Genomic DNA, 20,286 nt, shown 5'->3' with positions numbered 1-20,286 from the left:
CGTTTGGTTTAATTCTTACCACTGCCAGGGATTTGATGCTAGCCGGCAATATACAGATATTATTTGAATTTGTGCAAGGGTTCGGCAAAGCAAGGCACTTATGCCGGAGGCAGAAGCAACAGATAATCAAAAAGCTGCAACAAGTGCAAATTTTCCCTCTCCCCCTCGGCCAGCAATTGATCTGCCAGCAGCTTATGAGGACAGAAAGTCTAAATCTATACCAAAAGGCAGTTGTCGCTGTTACGATCGAGCTACAGCGTTTAATCAAACTATGCCCAGCAAATCTCTCTTGCCTTTACTCTCAAACTCAAAAAAGTCTCTTCTGAACTCTAACAACCTGGGCCAACCTTTACTGGTTTTAGCAGGGGTTATGTCTCTGAGCAGTTCAATTTTAGTAGGCACTGTTGCCAACTCCTCGCCAGCAGTGGCTCAAGAAAGTGAGGGATGCTTCATGAGGAGCTCGTCAGGCCGAACCATCAACCTCAGCCAATCAGTCTGCGGTTTTCTCCCTAAAGAATTGACTCCCACCACTTCGGCGGCGGCAAAGTCGGGAGTGTTTCAGGCAAAAATCAGACGCCGAGAGGCTAATATCCCCGTCATAGAAGTCACATTTAACGGCAAACAAAAGTTCGAGATGATGGTAGATTCTGGAGCTAGTGGCACAGTAATTACACCAGCAATGGCTAAAGCCTTGGGCGTTGTTCTCCAGGGAACAGTGCAAGCACAAACTCCCAACGGAGTGGCTACTTTTCCCCTCGGTCGCCTGACTTCTATTGAAGCAGGTGGTCTGGCAGTTAACAATGTAGTTGTGGCAGTCTCGCCATCCCTAGATATCGGACTGTTGGGTCACGACTTTTTTGGTAATAAAGATGTGACTATTAAGCAAGATGTCATTGAATTTCGATCGCGCTCTTAAACAGAGGGAAGAAGGAAGAAGGAAGAAGGATTTTTTTTACTAACAAACAAGAATAGAAGACAGAAAAAAGTTTCCCAACTTCAAAAAGTATGAATGCAGAAGGCTGAGTTTTAGACGGTTAGAACGGGAAGATGTTGGCATTCTAAATTTTTCTTTACTTCTTCCCTCTTCCTTCTTCCTTCTTCCCTCTTCCTTCTTCCTTCTTCCCTCTTCCTTCATTTCAAAAACTCAATCAACTGCTGCAACTTCGCCCAAGATTCGCCGCTCAATAAAATGTCCTTAGCCATAGAAACTCCTGCTGCGTGGGAACCCATAGGAATTGCACCTCCCACCTGCAAAGCCAAAGAGGCATTCAAAGCTACAACATCCATTTGTGCGGGCGTCCCTTTGCCTTGCAAAACCTTCAGCAAAATCTCGGCGTTTTCCTCAACATTTCCACCTTTTAACGAGCCGATCGCAGTTGGTGTCAATCCTACCTTTTGGGGGTCTAAAGTAGTGAGTTCCACTTTGCCATCCGACAAAACCGCCAAATCAGTTACATCACCCAAACCCGCCTCGTCCAATTTTTCTCTGCCGTGAACGACTACAGCTAACTCAGTCCCCAACTCGGCCAAAGCTTGCGCGATAGTTGATACCAGACTAGGATCGAACACCCCGATTACCTGCCCTGTAGGGCGCATAGGATTGACAAGAGGCCCTAAAAGGTTAAAAACAGTCCGTACCTTCAAAGTGCGGCGGAGCGACGCTACAGCCTTAAGTGCCGGATGCCACCCAGGCGCAAATAAAAAGGTGATGCCTACTGCGTCTACCGCAAATCTTACCTTCGCGGGCTCGGCGTTGAGGTTGACTCCCAGTGCTTCCAACACGTCAGCAGAACCCACTTTGCTCGATGCGGAGCGATTTCCGTGTTTCGCGACTCGAACTTTGCCGGCGGCGGCCACAAAAGCTACAGCAGTGGAAATGTTAAACGTAGAAGCGCCGTCGCCGCCGGTGCCGCAAGTATCAATTAATTTGAGATTGGAGATTGAGGATTTGGGATTGAAAACGCTCCCCGAGTCGCCTGCAAGCGACTGAGAATCCAACACCTGAGCCATTCCTACCAATTCTTGGGCAGAAATGCCTTTGGCTTGGAGGGCAGCTAAAATTGCTCCTGAGAGGACTGGGGGAATAGCTTCTGCTAGCCATCCCTGCATCAAGTCGGCTGCTTGGGCGCGTGAGAGAGATTGTCTGTCTAATAGTTGTTGCAGGAGGGCTGACCACACAGGAGAATCCGCCGTCTGGGTTGAAGCAGGGGATAACTCTGGCGTTGCTAAGAGAGGAGAATCTGTCATTTATTAGTTTGTAGTCAAATTTAGCTCGATCGAGCTTTGTGCCCAAACCGAGAATCGATCGGGATTTTACCAGAGTTGCCGACCACATTTTGCGCGATCGGACCCAGATTTTTGCCCAAATGCCAACACCGCTACAGAAAATTTCCCCCCACAGCAGCAGAATATGAATTTTTTGATACAACAATTACCCTATTGTTGTGCCAACTTTACATATAAACTCCATATCGTAAAACTGCCAGCAGTCTGCTGTATTATCTATCAGCAATAATACTTAACAGTAACTCAGAGCAGCCAAAGACCGATAAAAGTTTCCGACAGGAGTTGTGGAGAGCAAAAATTTTAGACATTAGGAGAACCCCAGATTCATCTGTGGACTCAATTCTTTAATCTAGAATCTAAGATCTAAAATCGATTGACAGCAAGGACAGCGAGCGTTTAGCTCTTGTATGCGGGTTAGTTGCCTCGGAGAAGAGTCGATCGTACTCTCACCCAAATCCTAAAGATAGGCTCTTGCGGTTGTAGAAGTCGCTGCCTTTAATTGTAAGAACATCCTTGCTACTAACTTATTTCAGGGTATTCAACTGCTAATATATTCAGGGAGATTTCCAGGAGCGGGTTTTGCTCGAACACCTGCACCGCAAGCCGATCGATATGTCAATGCGATCGTGACAGCCAGTCAAGCCTCAAATAAATACCCGATCAACTAAACTTTCCGCAGCAACGACTAACAACTAACAGCCCCGTTGGACAGATGAATCAACACACTCGTCTCCGGCTGCGACACACCATCTTTCAGCCTAACAAACGGCTCAAATTTAAGAGGCGGTAGACCAAAAATATTCAACTCACACACAAGAGCAGGGTATTCACAAGTGGGAAATCAAAAATTAGGAAATAAAGCGATAGAATGCCTGAATGTCGCGGAGGCACTGCACCAAATGGAAGCAAAATATTATAGTATGTTTGAAAATGCGGTGTCGGGCATTTTTCAAACAACCCAAGACGGTCGCTACATCAGCGCTAACCCAGCTTTGGCTCGCATCTACGGATACAATTCCGCCGCAGAATTGATGGGCTGTCTGACTGATATCAGCGATCAGCTTTACGTCAATCCCGATCGGCGCGATCAGTTTGTTTCTGCTTTGCAACGACAGGGTATCGTATCGGATTTTGAGTCGCAGATTTATCGGCGGGACGGAACAATAATTTGGATCGCTGAAAATGCGCGGGCTGTCTGCGATGAAGCGGGTAAATTACTCTACTACGAAGGTTTTGTAGAAGATATCACCCAGCGCAAGCAAGCAGAATCTGCACTTCGAGAAAGCGAAGAACGCCTGCGCTTAATAATTGAAGGCGTTAAGGATTACGCTATATTCATGTTAGATACTGAGGGGTATGTAGCTAGCTGGAATTCGGGTGCAGAACGCATTTTTGGATACAGATCTCATGAAATAGTGGGCAATAAGTCGGAGTGTTTTTTCACGAAACAAGATCTTGAAATTGGCAAGCCCCAAGAAAAATTAATCAGGGCAGTGGCAGAAGGTCGATACGAAAATGAAGGCTGGCGGCTTCGCAAAGACGGATCGCGATTTTGGGCGAATATTATTGTTACTCCTTTGCGCGATGAAAGGGGAAAGTTGCAGGGCTTTTCTCAAGTAATGCAGGATATTACTGAGCAAAAGCGGGCGGCTGAGGAAAAGATGCAGTTGATTGCTTCTTTGCAGGCGTCGGAAAAAAAGTTTCGCACTTTGTACGAATCGACGACTGATGCGGTAATGCTCCTAGATGAAGAGGGTTTTTTGGATTGCAATCCGGCTACTTTAAAGTTATTTGGATGCAGCACTGAGTCGGAGTTTTGCGGCAAGCATCCTGCAGATTTTAGCCCGCCGTTGCAACCGGACGGACAAGATTCTATGAGTCTTTATCAAGAGCGCATTAATACGGCTATGCGATCGGGAAATTGCCGTTTTGACTGGCGGCACTGTCGTTTGGATGGTTCTGAGTTTCCGGCGGAAGTGCTGCTAACTTCTATGGATATCGGCGGCAAAATAGGGCTGCAAGGCGTGGTGCGCGATATCACTGATCGGGTGCAGGCTGAGGAAGCCCTGAAGCAGGCTAATGAGGTATTGGAATGCCGGGTTAAAGAGCGCACAAGTCAGTTGGAAGAGGCTATTAAAAAGTTGAGGTTATCGGAAGAAAAGTTTTCTAAGGCTTTTCGATCGAGTCCCGATCCGATGATAATTACTACTTTTTCTGAGGGTCGTTTTATTGAAGTTAATGATAGTTTTCTGTCGATGACTGGTTACGATTTAGAAGAAACGACCTGGAATACAGTACCGGGGTTAAATATTTGGGTAAGGCCTGAAGACCGAGTTAATTTTAGGCAAAGCTTGCACGAACAAGGTGTTGTTCGCAATCAGGAGTGCGAGTTTCGGATGAAGTCGGGATCGGTAGTGGTGTGTTTGCTGTCAGCAGAATTGATTAATTTGGACGGCGAACTCTGTATGCTGGGGGTGATGACGGATATTACCGATCGCAAACACGCCGAAGAAGCCCTACGGGAAAGCCAGCGGGCCTTGGCGACGCTGATGAGCAATTTGCCGGGAATGGCCTACCGTTTTCGCAACGATGCCGATCGCAGTATGGAGTTTGTCAGCGAAGGTTGCTATCAGTTAGCTGGCTATTCTCCTGAAGAATTTATCGGCACTCGGGAAGTTTCTATATCGGAATTGACTCACCCGGACGATCGCGATAATTTGTGGAATGCCGTGCAAGTTGCCTTGCAAGAAAATCGACCCTATCAGCTAAATTACCGCATTACTTCTAAAAATGGCGAATTAAAATGGGTTTGGGAGCAAGGTTTGGGAGTGTTTTCCGACTCGGGAGAATTGATAGCTTTGGAAGGCTTAATTACTGATATTTCCGAGCAGAAACGCAGTGAAGAAGCTTTGCTGCGATCGCAAACAGAGTTAACCCAACAAAAACTTCAACTTGAAAATACTTTGCACGAATTGCAGCAAACTCAAGCTCAATTGATTCACACTGAGAAAATGTCTACTCTCGGTCAAATGGTAGCCGGTGTCGCTCACGAAATTAACAATCCTGTTAGCAGCGTCTGCGGCAATCTCGTTCACGTCGGCCATTACACGGAAGATTTGCTGAATTTGCTCGATATGTACCAGAAGCACTGCCCGCAGCCGCCGGCAGCAATTCAAAATCAAATTAAGGATATCGAATTAGAGTTTCTGTTAGAAGATTTGCCGAAAGCGATGTCTTCGATGCAGGTAGGGGCCGATCGCATTCGGGAAATCGTGCGATCGCTCAGAAATTTCTCCCGCAAAGACGATTCTCAAATGAGTAAAGTTAACCTGCACGAAGGGATTGAAGGAACGCTGCTGATCCTGCAAAGCCGCCTGAAAGCCAGAGGCAACTATCCCGAAATTGCGGTAATTAAGGATTATGGAAATTTGCCTTTGGTTGAGTGTTATGCCGGGAAAGTCAATCAGGTATTTATGAATTTGATCGGAAATGCGATCGACGCGATCGAGGAATACAACGACGGGCGTTCAGTTGCCGAAGTCAAAGCTAACCGCAGCAAGATTAAAATTAGAACAGAAGTCCAAAATTCCCATGCTGTAATTAGGATTTCTGACAACGGCCCCGGTATGCCAGAAGAAGTTTCCCAGCAGTTATTCGAGGCTTTTTTTACCACCAAACCCGCTGACAAAGGCACCGGCTTAGGCTTGTCAATTTCCTACAAAGTTGTCCAAGAACACGGTGGTAAACTTAGCTGCGTGTCTGCACTCGGCCACGGAGCAGAGTTTATCATAGAATTGCCGATCGAACAACCGATAAAACAATCCTAAAGTGCGATCTGGGCGATCGCATTTCCGATAAGAGTCGCGGTTTGTAGTGAGGACTAAAGTCCTCATAAAACTCGATCTGACTAAAGCGATAAGGTGCCGTGGGTATGGAACCCTACATAGAGAAGTTTTGCGTATGTTCTGTATTGCTGAAACCCTGGCTTTTATCACAACTCGAATTACTGTCCCCACTTACCATTGGTAATGATTGAGAAAGCGACTAATAATAGTGGTACTTACTGTTTAAGAATGGTTAACATTGACCTACCTGATTGTTTCTGTTCCCTTTATTTCACATTTTGGGAAAAAATGCAAGGGCTAGTTGAGAATGGTGCAAGATGTGAGATAAAACTAACTATTTTTGACAAGGACTAAAAGATTGTCGGTGAAAGACAGATACACCGCAGCGTTCCAAAGCCAATTTATGTTTAGCAGTACCGTATCCCTTGTTATTTGTCAAGTCATATTCAGGATACTTAACAGCCAAACGTACTATTAATTCATCGCGCCAAACTTTCGCCACAATACTAGCAGCAGCAATCTGAATCGATCGCGCATCACCCTTGATCATCGTCTCTTGCTCGATCGCCAAATTGGGAATCCTTTGATTCCCATCAACCAAACACAAATCCGGCGTCACCTTCAACTTCAAAATCGCCCGTTTCATCGCCAACAAAGAAGCCTGCAAAATATTGAGGCGATCAATCTCCCGCACCGAAGCCGCACCAATTTGACAGTCAACCGCTACAGCCCGGATTTTTACGGCTAACCGACTCCGGGCTGCGGAACTCAACTGCTTGCTGTCGCGCACCCCGCAACTTGCTAATTCACCGAGAGCTTCGTCGGGCAAAATGCAGGCTGCAGCCACCACCGGCCCGAACAAAGCGCCTCGTCCGACTTCATCCACACCTGCAATTACTAGAGTGTTCGAGGGAGAGGAGGAAAGGGAAAGATGGAAAGATGGGAAGAGAGTAAAAATTTCTACTTCTTCCTTCTTCTCTCTTCCCTCTGACTTCTTCCCTCTTCCCTCTGACTTCATATCACTCATCCACAACGGCTGACGAGCGGCGGCGTCGGCGACGGTTGATAGCAGGCTCATCAGGTTGGCTGAGTTGGCTGGATTCGATCGGCTCATGGGATTCGATCGGCTCATGGGATTCGATCGGCTCATGGGATTCGATCGGCTCATAGGATTCGATCGGCTCATGGGATTCGCCCATCACATCGCTGGGTTCCTCAATCTGATCAAAATCATCAGTTTCGTCGATCAGACTCTCGCCATAAATTTGGGTATCATCATCATCCTCCTCAGAAAAAACAGGCTCAACTACCGACCTTTCGGGATAATAATCCCGTTCCTCAACATTCTGTGCAGGCGTAGTCGCTTCAAATTCAAATTCGAGCTGCTCGAAAGGCGGCTTGTTCGGGGCCGCTCCCGGAAGAGTCACCGAAACGATCGCATTCTTAGGATTTTTCACGCTGCGATCAGTAAGCACCAAAGGAGAAACCCCCATCAGAGCATAAACATCCTGCTCCTCCGCTGTCATTTCCACCGAAATCACCTCTGGAGGCTCCACCATCGGCTTCATCAACTCAGACTTAGCCGGACGCACACGCTCGAAATCCTCGCGCCTGCCAACAGTCGCCATATTCACTAGCCCGAAGCCCTCCGAAGCCGCCCGGATGCCGGGGGGTGCAAGATACTCAGAGCGCGTATCCGCTACAGGCGCGCTCGAAGTATTCGGCAGTCGCAACTTGCTGCGTACCGGTTCCTCCTCCGCCGGGAGAGCAAAAGGCTCTTCGCCGATCCGGCGGCGACGGCGGCGTCTAGTTCCGTTCCCCAAATCCTGATAGCTGGGATGGTTGAGCAAGTCCAAAGGTGAGGCGTTGCTGCCAGTCTCAAAATCCAAACTTTCGCTTTGAGGTTCCCAAGCAGCCCGAGCAGGTTCGGGGGGGCGTTCTTCCCGCACTGGGGCAGGAGTTGCAGCCGCCACAGGCGTCAAGCTGCGGCGTTCCAATCCTTCAGGCAAATTCAACAAAACGCGATTCGACGTAGCCACGGTACGATCGCCCGATTCCCGCACCGCTGCGGCGAAGTCTTCTTCTCCGGGGAGTTGCACCAGATGACCCAACCCGCTGCAAGTCGGACAACTGTGACCAAACAACTCGTAAATATTTTGACCTTGGCGCTTGCGAGTCAGTTCTACCAGACCCAATTCCGACAGTTGAGCGATTTGCGGTCGAGCTTTGTCAGCTTTGAGAGCTTTATTGAAATGTTCCAGCACCTGCAACTGATCGCGGCGGGATTCCATGTCAATAAAGTCAACAATAATCACCCCGGCAATATTGCGTAACCGCAGTTGTCTAGCAATTTCCGTGGCTGCTTCGCAATTTGTCCAGAGTACCGTTTCCCGAGCCGTCGCCGATCGAGTAAACGAGCCAGAGTTAACATCGATCACCGTCAGCGCCTCAGTCGGCTCGATAATCACATAACCGCCCGAAGGCAAATCCACCCTTGGTCTGAGGGCTTCTCGAATCGCAGCGTTAACCCGGAAAAATTCTAAAATCGAGGCGCGCTCTCGGTGGTGGTCGATCAAAACTCCCGCAGGAAGTTTACCGCCGTTCCAGCTCATCAACTGCTGCTTCACCCGCTTAATTCCATTTTGCGAGTCCACCACAATCCGATTCACGTCACCGCTGAACATATCTCGCAGCACCCGCTGGATAAAATCGTCATCCCGGTTGAGCAGTGCCGGTGCCCGCGAAGTACCGCCTTCGAGTTGAACGGCTTCCCACTGTTTTTGGAGGACTTCCAAATCTTCCATGATCGCTTCTTCCGTCATCCCTTCAGCTTCGGTGCGTACCAGCAGCCCCATTCCGGCCGGTTTCACCAAAATTGCCAGAGCTCTGAGGCGGTTGCGCTCGGCTTCGGACTTGATCCGCCGCGAGAGATTGACTCCCCTGCCATAGGGCATCAGTACCAAATAGCGGCCCGGCAGGGTAATGTTGCCTGTCAGCCGGGGGCCTTTGCTGCCCGTCGGTTCTTTCATTACCTGTACCACCACTTTTTGCTGGGGGGTCAGGAGTTCTGTAATTGCTCCGGCCGAGCGTTTAAGCCGCAGCGGACCGAGGTCTGTGACGTGCATAAACCCGTTACGTTCTGGGTCGCCAATATTGACGAATGCCGCATCTATCCCAGGGAGTACATTTTCAACGATTCCCAAATAAATGTCACTGACTTGGTGGCTGCCTGTGGCTACCACAAGTTCTTGGATTTGATCTTCTGAAAAGACGGCAGCAATGCGATGCTGCTCTGCTATAACTATCTGCTTTGTCATTCAATTTCCTCAAAAAACTGGCAGCAAGTTAGAGACACTTACGCACAACAGTGCCTCTGACTTAGACTGTAATTAGTAGTAGCTTGAAGAGTTATTAGCTGTGAGTTGGTGCAGGGTGGAAGGAAAGTTAACTGTTGACCGTTCACTGTTAACTGTTCAGTGTTAACTGTTACAGATAAAGTAGTTAAACCCGCCCGTACAGAGTTATGAGTTATGCTCAGCAGATAAATCTGAGAGATAGAAATAAGGAGGTTTTTATCGAGTTAGCCATATTGAGATTTGAGTTGAGAATTGCGAAATCAATACTCAAAATTCAACACTTACAACTCTTCCTTTGAACTCAGCGAATAAATTCATTGACACCGTACCAATTTCTTAACACACAACTTAACACTCCGAACTGATAACTCCGCTTGCGTGGTGGTTGAGGGCTGGTTTTGAGCGAAAGTAGGTAGGAGTGAAAGCGCCTAGACTTTTGTTGAATTCTTGCGCCATCGCACTCAACACACCCCAGTTTGGCATTCGACTGCAACCTCCGCCCCTGCCAACCCTAAAACCTTGTCAGTCGATTTTAGATTTTAGATTTTAGATTTTAGATTGACTCCACAGATGAATCTTGGAGATTCAAATTTAGTCTAAAATCTAAAATTTTGGTTCTCCACGAATTAAGTCGGGGGCTTATCTCCGTTTTTTGACGGTTCACTCAATTTTAGATTTTAAATTTTAGATTTTAGATTGACTCCACAGATGAATCTGGAAGATTGAACTAAAGTCTAAAATCTAAAATTTTTGGTTCTCCACGAATTAAGTCGGGGGCTTATCTCCATTTTTTGACGAGTCAGTCGATTTTAGATTTTAGATTTTAGATTTTAGATTGACTCCACGGATAAATCTGGGAGCTGGAACTTTAATCTAAAATCTAAAATTTTTGGTTCTTCCCGAATTAAGTCGGGAGCTTATCTCTGTTTTTTGACCCGTCAAAAACATCTATTGTTGAATACCCGCTCTGCGGTTTGAACCGTGAGATTTTTGAGTAAGCCGACAACCGACAACCAGTCGAGCAATCGAAATTAATCGCTAAATTTGGTTCAGACCCCGCTCCTGCGGGTTTGGCGCTAGATTTAGCCCGTGAATTTACAACCAAAAGGCTTGAAGTCTTGAACAGAAGCAATTTGCACCCAGCCCGCGTTGCTGGTTGACGAGGGCGGCGAGCGACTAAAGCGCTCGAGCCGCCGTGGCTTCCATAACAAGCGATTATAGCGTGAAACGACACATCCCGATCGAGAGCCGAAGGTGAAATATTCCACCACAGCTCCCCTATTTTAACCATAACCCAGGATTAGCTGACTACGCTCAACCTGCAGAAGCTGAATTTCCTGCTGGCTGACTTGTTCGAGCATGAAAACAATATGTTCTGGTTTGAGAACGTTGCCGTCGCTGCGACAACTGCCGGTATAGCGCAAGACGGCTCTACCTTCGGATGTAGCACTCCTAGCAGAGGTGCTGCTGTCTGGTTTCGGCTGTACAAGTTCTAGTTTGTGCAGCCTTTCGCGCAAATTGATATCCTGCGTCTTTCCCGACTTAGTAGTATGCACCCGCCAAAAAGCCTCTGTTTCGGCGATCGTCTTGACCCAAGCTTTCCAGTTGGCATCAGGAGCCACGGAGACAGGAGCAGAATTTTCCTGGTCTAATGCACCATTTTCTGTCAACGAGCCCCCTACACCCACAGTAATCACGTACTCCGCTGCTTCTAACAACTGGTTAGCAGAAGGAGCCTTGAGATCGATCGACTCAACCTTGTAAATCGGAATATTTTCCGGCAGCTTAGCGGCCAACTTTTCCCGAAAACTCTCAATATCGATCGGCTCAGTCAGCTCAAAGTCAGCAATTTCCCCAGTGCTGGTAACACCCAGAGGCAGAGCATTTGCCAGAGAAATCCGAGGGTTCGGGTGAAATCCCCCGGTAAACGAAATCGGCAAATCGGCTCTGCGGACTACTCGATCGAACAATCGGATCAAATCCAAATGACCAACCAAAGCCATATCGCCCACCTTCCCGAACCAAACCCGCAAACGCTGTTTCCGCTCCGTATTCGGGACAAACTCCCCAGCAAATTCAGGAATTGGCAGCGCATCCACAACCACATTGTGTCCGAAATCGGTGCCACACACCCCGCAGCGCGAACACCCTTCAAAGGAACAGTCTGGAACCGTCGCTGCTTCTAAAGCCTTTTGCAAGTCAATTTTCAGCCAGTTTTTGTCGATCCCCGTATCTAAGTGATCCCAAGGCAGGGCCTGATCGAGAGAGAGGGGGAGAGAGGGGGAGGGGGAAAGGGGGAGATCCGGAGAAGTGGGAAAATCTTCCTGCATTTGTCTTCCTTCTTCCTTCTTCCTTCTTTCTTCTTCCTTCTCCTCTTCCTTCTCAAAAAGATTCCACTCCCCACTTTCAACTTGGCGGTATTTCCAGGTAAGGCCCGATTCATCTATAGCCTGAGTCCAAGCTTTATATGCCTGATCTAAGCTTTCCCACCACGCATCCATACCCGCGCCAAGTTCCCAAGCGCGGCGGACTACAGTAGCCAAACGTCGATCGCCCCGTCCGACAAAATCCTCCATTGCCGAAATTCGCACATCAGTGTAATTCACCTTGACGCCCCGCATCCCTCGAAATTCTGCCTTCAGGAGTTTTTGCTTGCGGGAAAACTCAGCAGTAGAAACCGAGTGCCACTGAAAAGGAGTGTGAGGCTTAGGCGTAAAATTAGAAATTGTCAAGTTAAAAGTCAGTCCCCGCCGGCCATCCAGCCTGCATTCCCGGTGCAGCCAGCGGACTGTTTCGGCGATGCCCAGAACATCAAAATCTGTTTCTCCGGGCAAACCGATCATAAAATACAGCTTGATTTTATCCCAGCCGCGATCGACCGCAGTTTTGACACCCCGAAGCAATTCTTCGTTGGTCAAACCTTTGTTAACGATGTCGCGCATCCGCTGAGTACCAGCTTCCGGGGCAAAAGTCAAACCGCCTTGTCGGGTACCGCCGAGAATGTCGGCAATATTATCGTCAAATCTGTCAACCCGCTGGCTGGGTAGAGACAGAGAAATATTTTTATCTTTCAGGCGATTTTTGATTTCCATCCCGACTGCTGGGAGTGCCAGATAGTCGGAACAACTCAGGGAAAGCAGGGAAAACTCGCTGTGCCCGGTGGCTTGCATCCCCTGTTCGATCGCCTCTACGACTTGCTGCGGTTCGACATCGCGCGCGGGACGAGTCAGCATTCCCGGCTGACAGAAGCGACAGCCGCGGGTGCATCCCCGACGGATTTCTACTGTCAGTCTGTCGTGTACTGTCTGGACGTAGGGAACCAGCCCGATCGAATAAGCTGGTATCGGAGTTGCCACGCGGCGCAGAATTCGTTCTGGAACTTGCGGGCGGTTGGGATGAACAGAACCGTCGGCCGCCATATCGTAGAATTGCGGGACGTAGACGCCTGGAATTTGCGCTAAATCCAGCAGCAATGCTTCTCGGCTCAAATTATTAGTTTTGCCTTCTGCCAAAATCAAGCCAATTTCTGGCAGCAACTCTTCTCCATCACCCAAAGCGATGAAGTCAAAAAAGTCCGCGTAGGGTTCGGGGTTAGAAGTTGCCGTTTGCCCGCCAGCGAAAATCAGTGGAATTTGAACACCGTTTTGGGGATTTGTCGCTCTTTCTTGCCAAGTTAGGGGAATGCCAGCTAAATCCAGCATTTCCAGAATGTTTGTGGCTCCGAGTTCGTAGCTGAGGCTGAAGCCCAGAATATCAAATTCTGTGAGCGATCGCCTCGATTCTACGGCAAACAGCGGAGTTTTGGTCGATCGCAGTTTTGCTGCCAAGTCTGGTGCGGGCAAATAAGCTCGATCGCACAACTGTCTCGGCCCTGCGTTCAAAATGTTGTAAAGGATGATGTGCCCCAGATTGGAAGCACCAACTTCATAAACTTCTGGGTAAGTGAGAACCCAGCGCACCAAAGCCTCGTCCCAAGGCTTGTGCGTAGATCCCAATTCGTTTCCCAGATAACGAGCAGGCTGATTAATGTCTGCTGTAAGTAATTCTTCGACTTTTACTGCCACGGCTCGACTCGCTAAATATTTGCGACTCTTAAGCAGCCTACCTTAAAATCTGCCAACACGCCAACGACAGTAGCCTGTCTTTTCGGGCATTTAACCGAATTTGCTGTGTTTTGTTGCTTGTTTTCGCCTAGGAGTCACCTCTACCAGTGCTGGTTTACGCAGGAGTTTTCGGCTTCAAAGCTATCGACATTTTCAAATATTTCAAACACTCGATCGAGTTGGCTGAGTTCCAGAATCATCTTAATCCCGGGAGATACTGAGCAGAGACTAAACCTGCGCCCCATTTTTTTCGCCTGCTTGAGGCCCGAAACCAATGCCATCAAACCGGCACTGTCAATAAATTTTACTGCGCCCAAATCTACGAGTACCGCTACCACCCCAGGGGCTGCAATTGCTGTCATTAGTTGCCGTCCGAATTCTCCGCAGGTGGCTGCATTCAGGTGGTCTAGGGGTCGAATCACCGTAATTGGTTTATGGGCAAGAAGTGTCTGCATATGTCAAACCTATGGTTGCTACGTATTTTCAACTACTGTGCTGGACAGGTGTAAGCCTAAACCTACTTGATTACTCTGAGGCTAACTTGCTCTGAGGGAAATCGACCAGTTTTTTCAGTAGTTTTACTGAATCTTTATTTATTGCCTCTTTTTTATGAAATTTTGCGTAAGATTTGGGCAGGAAACGTAAGCTACTATACTATTTTTTATTAAGGCCAGCACCTTGAGTCTTGGTAACTCTAAAAATTGCGATCGACTTTGCCCTAGCTGTTAGATAAAACTGAACAATGTAATTTAAATCACTTATTAGTTCTGATCTAGATCACCTGTTTCCTCGACACTTCAGAGGAAAATTAAACTGTACGGAGTTCTCCGACTTACTATGCAAGCAACTCATGCTATTCGTCAACTTGTAGAAAAAGCCCTCTACATTAAGCAGTTGACGCCTGACATTGAAAACGAAATCAACTACGAGCTCACCCGTTTGGGGTACATCTCGGATATTGATTATGAGGCTTTAGAGTTATTAATGGATGAAATGGATGCCGGCCGGGTGCAATTGGTATCTAACCGTCGATAGTGGAAAGTTGGCGACCAGTCCATAGCCCAAAACAAAAAAATCCTTGCACGGCGGGCAGTAGAGGAGTTTTAGAAGCATTTACGCCGGCCGAATATTTTTCTACTGAAGCACCTCGTTGCTGAACTTTATATTTGAGGAAATAGTGTTAGGGGCGATCGTCACTGCACCTCTGCTCAAAAGCTAAAAACTTTGACTTAAATTAAATTTATAACTTTTGGGGTATGACAAATTAGGTTAATTGTAACTGTAACTAAAAGTCATGCTTAATCAAGCAGCTAATTGCTGAACTTGATATTTTAGGAGAGACTGTTAAGCGTGATCGTCCCTGCACCTCCTACAATTTTAGATTTTTGATTTTAGAAGTCGGACTACAGATGATTATCAGGGTTTGGAACTTGTCTACAGTTGCATTCCTTTTAGAAACTGCTATGAGTATCAAAAACTACACACTGTGACCTAAATTAAATTTATAACTTTTGGGCCTTGACAAATTAGCTCTAAGTCTAATTCATACCGAAATTTTTTCGGCAAAATTAGGACTCAGGCAAACTGTCACAAATAAAGCTTAAATTTTAAGTATGTAGTGGCGCTTGTGCTCTCTTGGCTTAGGAAATATCGTACAAGCGCCACTACATCTTTTTGTTTAATATACCAGTTGGTCTTAGTCCTAAGAATTATTATCCGATCGCTCCAATGCAAAAAAATTGGTTTGTAGTCGCGGCCTGCGTCCTCAAAGTTTGCAAACCCACTCAATCTAAAATCTAACCTCTAAAATCTTTGATCGCGCCGCCAAACTTGCCACCACCGCGACCAACTCAGCAGGCTCGATCGGCTTGGGCACGTAAATTTGAAAACCTTGCTGCAGTGCCCGTATCCGTTCCTCTACCCTACCAACCGCCGTGAAGGCCAACGCCGGAATTTCCCTGTCCACCATCCGCGATCGCACTTGCCGCAGCAGAGCCTCTCCATCAGGGGCCTGCATCTCGATATCGATCGCCAACACATCCGGATTCAGCCTTTCAATCGCCTCCAGGGCAGCCATGCCAGAGCTAGCAATCTCCACCTGGGCTCCGCAATCTTCGAGCACTGTACACGCAAAATCCAGGGAATCCGCGTCGATATCGACCACCAAGACTCGCACTCCAGAAAGATTGCTGCTGACAAAAGAGTCCTTTACAGGGGCTCGCGCCCTGCTTTGAGGAATCGCCAGCTCCACAAGTCCAGCAACAGACAATCCAGCGTCGCAATGAAGCTGTTGAATTGGCAATTTCACTAAAAACCTCGAGCCTTTTCCCTTCCCGGCTGATTCGGCTTGCACCGTCCCCCCGTGCATTTCCACAAAATGCCGCACTAGGGCCAAACCCAAACCCAATCCGTTGTACGATCGCCTTGTAGAGCTGTCAGCTTGGCTGAACCGCTCGAAAACGTGTGGCAAAAACTCTTCTGAAATCCCTTGTCCCGTGTCGCTGACTTCAATTTCGACACTAGCCTGCGACAATTGTTTACAGCAAGCGGATTCCTCACGGGCCAAAGTCCTCTCCATCTTTCGCACCTCCACCTTCACCTGTCCGCCATTGGGAGTAAACTTAATCGCATTCGACAGCAAATTCCACGCTACCTGCTGCAAACGACCGGAATCGGCAAAAATCCGCCCGGTAGTGGGGTCGAAATCCGTCACAATTTCAATACTTTTGGCGGCAATCGCGGGCGCCAGAGTGTCGATAGCAGCCTCAACAGTCGAAATCACATCCACCCACCGCAAATTCAGCGACAGTTTGCCAGTAATAATCTGCGACACGTCCAACAAATCCTCGATCAGAGTTGCCAGCGACCGTGTATTGCGGTCGATCGTTTCCAGAGCCCGAACAGTCGTTTTTTCGTCAAACTTGCGGTTTCGCAACAGTTGTGCCCATCCCAGCATCGCATTCAGCGGCGTCCGCAATTCGTGGGACAAAGTTCCTAGAAACTCGTCTTTAATCCGGTTCGCGCGCGCCAATTCCTGGGCTCGATCGTGCAGTTCTCTTTCCAACTGCTTGCCAACCGTCAAGTCGAGAATAAAAGCCACAGATTCTTGCCGCTTTTGGGCCAGCAAAACATATCCGATCAACACCGGAATCCGGCTACCGTCTCTCCTCCAGAATTCCTTTTCATAGGGAGTGCAAGCCCCCGTTGCTTGTGCCTCTGCCATCCCCTTCTTGTCGAGAAACTGGTACTCCGGCGGGGTGATGTCAATCGAGTTTAATTCCCCACGCTGCAACTGTTCCCGCGTGTAACCAACTATCCGCAAAAATTCATCATTGGCCTCAATGATACCGCCGTTAACATCCCCAAAGATAATTCCTATCAAGTTAGCTTCGGCTAACATTCTCAGTTTTTCTTCGCTAGCTTGGAGTGCAGCTTCTGTTTGCTTGCGATCGGTAACATCTTGGATGTAACCCGACAAACCCGAATCGGAAGGATAAAAACGCATCTTCAACCACTTATTCCATAACGGTACGAATTCTTCATACTCGATTGTCACCTTTTCTGCTAATGCTTTGGTAGCCATTTTGTAAAACTGTAAATCAACAGCTCCGGGAAATATATCCCAAATTTTTTGACCAATTAGTTCTGCTTTTGGTCGGCCTAACAGCTCCATAGCTTGGTGGTTAACATAGGTATAGTTCCAATTTAAATCAACAGCAATAAAAGCATCAGTAATGCTTTCGAGAATGTTCGTAATTTTATCGTTTGCCAATTGCAGCGCTTTAGCAGTTTCTTCTGCTTGCAACCTCGCTGCTTGTTCGCGGGACAAAGCCGCAGCGCGTTCTTGTTCTGCCAGTTTTCGATCGCTAATATCGATGTAAGAACCGATGTAACCTGCAAAAGCGCGATCGGGCCTGTACCGGGGTACGCCTGTACCCAAAACCCAGCGGTATTCCCCGTCATAACGCCTCAAACGGCATTCTATCCGGTACTCGCTGCCAGCGTCGAAGGCTTTTTGGTAAATATCCAGACATTCTGGCAAGTCATCTGGGTGCAAGTTTTCCATCCAACCCGTACCCATTTCTTGTTCCAAAGTTCTACCGGTAAACTCCAGCCAAACTTTGTTAAAGTAATCGCCAAGTTGGTCAGTGCCCGACATCCAAATCATCACCGGCGCGGTATCTGCCATAATCCGAAATCGACCCTCGCTTTCCTGCTGCTGTGCTTCGGCTTGCTTGCGATCGTTCCGTTCTTGAACTTCCCGCAGGGCCCGCTCAATCGACGGTACCAGCCGTATCAAACGGCGTTTGAGAACATAATCAGTAGCGCCGCTTTTCAAAGTTTCGATCGCCACTTCCTCACCCAAAGTAGCCGAAACAAAAATAAATGGCACTCCCGGACAAGTAGTGTGGGCGATTTCCAGCGCAGCTATCCCGTTAAAACAAGGCAGCATATAATCTGCCAAAATAATGTCAAAACGTTGTTTTTCCAGCGCCGTGGCAAAGTCTTCTCGAGTTTCCACACACACCAGAGAAAATTGGAGCCCGCCATCCATTAGATATGCCTCAATCAGTTCGGCATCTAGGGGGCTGTCTTCTACTAAGAGGATACTGAGCGTTTTCACAAAAATTCCTTTTACTTAAATATTAATTAGCGGAAACAAAATTTGATTGGGCTGCGGCTGGTTCAGTGAAGCCCAAAAAAGTCTTGCGTTTTTAATGGCATAAAAAAATGTAAAAATCAATTGGTTTCATGAGTTGAGCATTCATATCTCAATCCTAGCTTCTAATCAAGTCTATTGCTGCTTGCAGCGAGGTAAATCCCCGCTCTGACTCGAGCGGCTAGTACGCTTGTTTTTCCTTAACTTTCGTCGGCTTCCAAGAAATCGGCATCGCTGGAGTCTTGCTTCTATGCAGCAGTTTAGCTATACCCTGTTAAACAAATAGTTTCGCACTTCTGGCTAGAAACAACTAGCTATGTAGTAATTTATCTCGCTTGCTACTAACTACTGCTACCTCGTTTGGCAGATTATTTTTTTGTAGTGATGCCCAAGTTAATTCTATATTGCTTTGCCGCTCCTCTCAAGCTCGAATTCGGTTGAGTTCTGCCCTTATTTCCTGAATATCGATCAATCCTGTCAAAAAAGTCAAAGTTGCTGGTCTGTCTGCTTTACTTTTTGCCGGATTTGCCTACCATGCAACTGTTGCATGGTAGGTAACTGTTGTTTTGTTTATCCCTGTCGCCCATCAAAAATCACCGCTTTTAGAATAAAAAATAGTTATACTGCATCTATCCAAAGATATATTTTGGCAGAGACACTGCACTCAACCTGCAGAGGTTACCCTGAATTCGGTACAACGAAGTGCCACCCAGCCCAAAATCTGAGAAAGCTCGATCGACCAATTAAATTCCTATACAAATCCCAGAAAATTTTGTCTGGACTCCCTACACTTGCACTCCCTGGCTGCCTCTGACCGATCGGCTTATTGATTGAACCGACCCAAAGTGTCTTAAAATATACAATACGGTGAGCTGCTGCACAGCCCGCATATATTAAAACCAAGCGCCAACTTGCAATAATTCTTTAAAATAGAGGTACAGCACCGGCGATCCCTAACTCTTCCCCCTCAGAAAGGGTAGGGTTTAGCAGAATTGAAAACCATCGTCTATGGTGACTTCCAGTAAAGCCCGTGCAGTTGCTTTAGTCTCAGCTTTATTCAGGTTATTGGCAACCAGTTACGAGGAGATTTGACCCGCCGTGCTCCAACGCATCAAACAAGACTTAAAAAACGACCTGATCGCAGGACTATTGGTAGTGATACCCTTAGCTACCACCATCTGGCTGACAATTACCGTCGCCAGTTGGGTGATCAATTTTCTCACCAAAATTCCCAAGCAGATCAACCCTTTTGACGGACTCCACCCGATTTTGGTGAATCTGCTAAATTTTTTAGTAGGGCTGGCTGTACCCCTGCTGAGCATCTTAGTCATCGGTTTAATGGCCCGCAACATTTTCGGCAAGTGGCTGCTAGATTTTGGCGAACGGGTGTTGCAGGCAATTCCCCTAGCGGGTTCGGTTTACAAAACCCTCAAACAACTGCTGGGAACCCTCCTCAACTCAAACGACAAATTTCGCCGTGTGGTGTTAGTGGAATATCCCCGGCGGGGAATCTGGACTTTAGCATTTGTGACCGGTACGATCGAGAGTAACGATATCCCGCCTCACCTTTCCGGTGAAACCCCGATCGGCATTTTCATCCCCACCACTCCCAACCCCACTACCGGATGGTACGCTATCGTCCCCGAAGCAGATTTAGTCAATTTGTCAATGTCGATCGAAGATGCCTTTAAAGTCATCATCTCTGGCGGCATCGTCAACCCCAACAACTCCATTGCAGTAACTCCCGAAAACATCAAGGGCAAAACACTCGAACCCTTGGTATCCGAATCAAGATACCAGCCTGTCCCAGTCCAAGAAGATTGAACCAGGACATCTATCTGTAGGTCAGCTTTAGAGAACATCTCAATCAGAATAAAAAAAAGCGTTTTTTAGGAGAGCAAGCGGGACGCCCGCTACATATATACATATAGTAGGCGTCCCGCTTGCTCTCCTGTAAAAGTAAAACTCAGATGCTCCTCACATCTTGCACTATTCTCAAGAACCGGCTTTCGGGCCAGTTGCACAAGAAAATTAAC

At 47.6% G+C, this 20,286-nt stretch carries 10 protein-coding genes; 4 read left to right on the top strand and 6 right to left on the bottom strand.

The features are described from left to right. Nucleotides 1-100 precede the first annotated feature (100 nt). Nucleotides 101-916 (top strand): retropepsin-like aspartic protease, encoded by an 816-nt coding sequence (locus tag QUA38_RS05260; protein ID WP_333159829.1) that lies wholly within the window; start codon nt 101-103, stop codon nt 914-916. 215 nt (nt 917-1,131) lie between these two features. Here the strand turns inward: QUA38_RS05260 and trpD are convergent, their stop codons facing one another. Further along, nucleotides 1,132-2,247 (bottom strand): anthranilate phosphoribosyltransferase, encoded by a 1,116-nt coding sequence (trpD, locus tag QUA38_RS05255; protein ID WP_333159828.1) that lies wholly within the window; start codon nt 2,245-2,247, stop codon nt 1,132-1,134. A gap of 872 nt (nt 2,248-3,119) precedes the next feature. Here trpD and QUA38_RS05250 point away from each other — a divergent pair. Then, the gene (locus QUA38_RS05250; protein ID WP_333159826.1) at nt 3,120-6,113 is read left to right on the top strand and encodes a PAS domain S-box protein; all 2,994 of its coding nucleotides are present in this window, start codon (nt 3,120-3,122) and stop codon (nt 6,111-6,113) included. A 352-nt stretch (nt 6,114-6,465) separates the two neighbouring features. Here the strand turns inward: QUA38_RS05250 and QUA38_RS05245 are convergent, their stop codons facing one another. The 4 genes from QUA38_RS05245 to QUA38_RS05230 all read right to left on the bottom strand — a co-directional run bounded on the left by QUA38_RS05245 (nt 6,466) and on the right by QUA38_RS05230 (nt 14,045). Next, on the bottom strand, nt 6,466-7,149 hold the full coding sequence (locus QUA38_RS05245) for a ribonuclease HII (RefSeq protein WP_333159872.1): 684 nt from the start codon (nt 7,147-7,149) through the stop codon (nt 6,466-6,468). A 1-nt stretch (nt 7,150) separates the two neighbouring features. After that, nucleotides 7,151-9,448 (bottom strand): Rne/Rng family ribonuclease, encoded by a 2,298-nt coding sequence (locus tag QUA38_RS05240; protein ID WP_333159824.1) that lies wholly within the window; start codon nt 9,446-9,448, stop codon nt 7,151-7,153. A gap of 1,322 nt (nt 9,449-10,770) precedes the next feature. Then, nucleotides 10,771-13,551, bottom strand: coding sequence for a TIGR03960 family B12-binding radical SAM protein (locus QUA38_RS05235; RefSeq protein WP_333159822.1), 2,781 nt, complete (start codon nt 13,549-13,551; stop codon nt 10,771-10,773). A gap of 140 nt (nt 13,552-13,691) precedes the next feature. Continuing rightward, on the bottom strand, nt 13,692-14,045 hold the full coding sequence (locus tag QUA38_RS05230) for an STAS domain-containing protein (protein WP_333159820.1): 354 nt from the start codon (nt 14,043-14,045) through the stop codon (nt 13,692-13,694). 382 nt (nt 14,046-14,427) lie between these two features. Between QUA38_RS05230 and QUA38_RS05225 the strand changes: the two genes are divergently transcribed. Further along, nucleotides 14,428-14,625 carry a hypothetical protein gene (locus QUA38_RS05225; RefSeq protein ID WP_333067027.1) on the top strand — a complete coding sequence of 66 codons (198 nt, stop codon included), beginning with the start codon at nt 14,428-14,430 and terminating at the stop codon, nt 14,623-14,625. Nucleotides 14,626-15,379: 754 nt separating this feature from the next. On the opposite strand, the gene QUA38_RS05220 is transcribed toward QUA38_RS05225, so the two are convergent. Beyond that, the gene (locus QUA38_RS05220) at nt 15,380-18,214 is read right to left on the bottom strand and encodes a PAS domain S-box protein (RefSeq protein ID WP_333159818.1); all 2,835 of its coding nucleotides are present in this window, start codon (nt 18,212-18,214) and stop codon (nt 15,380-15,382) included. A gap of 1,134 nt (nt 18,215-19,348) precedes the next feature. Between QUA38_RS05220 and QUA38_RS05215 the strand changes: the two genes are divergently transcribed. Next, entirely contained in the window at nt 19,349-20,074 is a 726-nt protein-coding gene (locus QUA38_RS05215) for a DUF502 domain-containing protein (protein ID WP_333159816.1), read from the top strand. The last annotated feature ends 212 nt before the right edge of the window (nt 20,075-20,286 follow it).

The organism is Microcoleus sp. Pol12B4, from assembly GCF_036701385.1.
Classification (GTDB): domain Bacteria; phylum Cyanobacteriota; class Cyanobacteriia; order Cyanobacteriales; family Microcoleaceae; genus Microcoleus.
Note: the sequence above shows the minus strand (reverse complement) of the source record. Positions and strands in the feature narration are given on the sequence as shown.

Bases quoted from the DNA above. Each gene is read 5' to 3' on its own strand.
- QUA38_RS05260 (WP_333159829.1), top strand. From the start codon at position 101: ATGCCGGAGGCAGAAGCAACAGATAATCAAAAAGCTGCAACAAGTGCA.
- trpD (WP_333159828.1), bottom strand. From the start codon at position 2,247: ATGACAGATTCTCCTCTCTTAGCAACGCCAGAGTTATCCCCTGCTTCA.
- QUA38_RS05245 (WP_333159872.1), bottom strand. From the start codon at position 7,149: ATGAAGTCAGAGGGAAGAGGGAAGAAGTCAGAGGGAAGAGAGAAGAAG.
- QUA38_RS05240 (WP_333159824.1), bottom strand. From the start codon at position 9,448: ATGACAAAGCAGATAGTTATAGCAGAGCAGCATCGCATTGCTGCCGTC.
- QUA38_RS05230 (WP_333159820.1), bottom strand. From the start codon at position 14,045: ATGCAGACACTTCTTGCCCATAAACCAATTACGGTGATTCGACCCCTA.
- QUA38_RS05225 (WP_333067027.1), top strand. From the start codon at position 14,428: ATGCAAGCAACTCATGCTATTCGTCAACTTGTAGAAAAAGCCCTCTAC.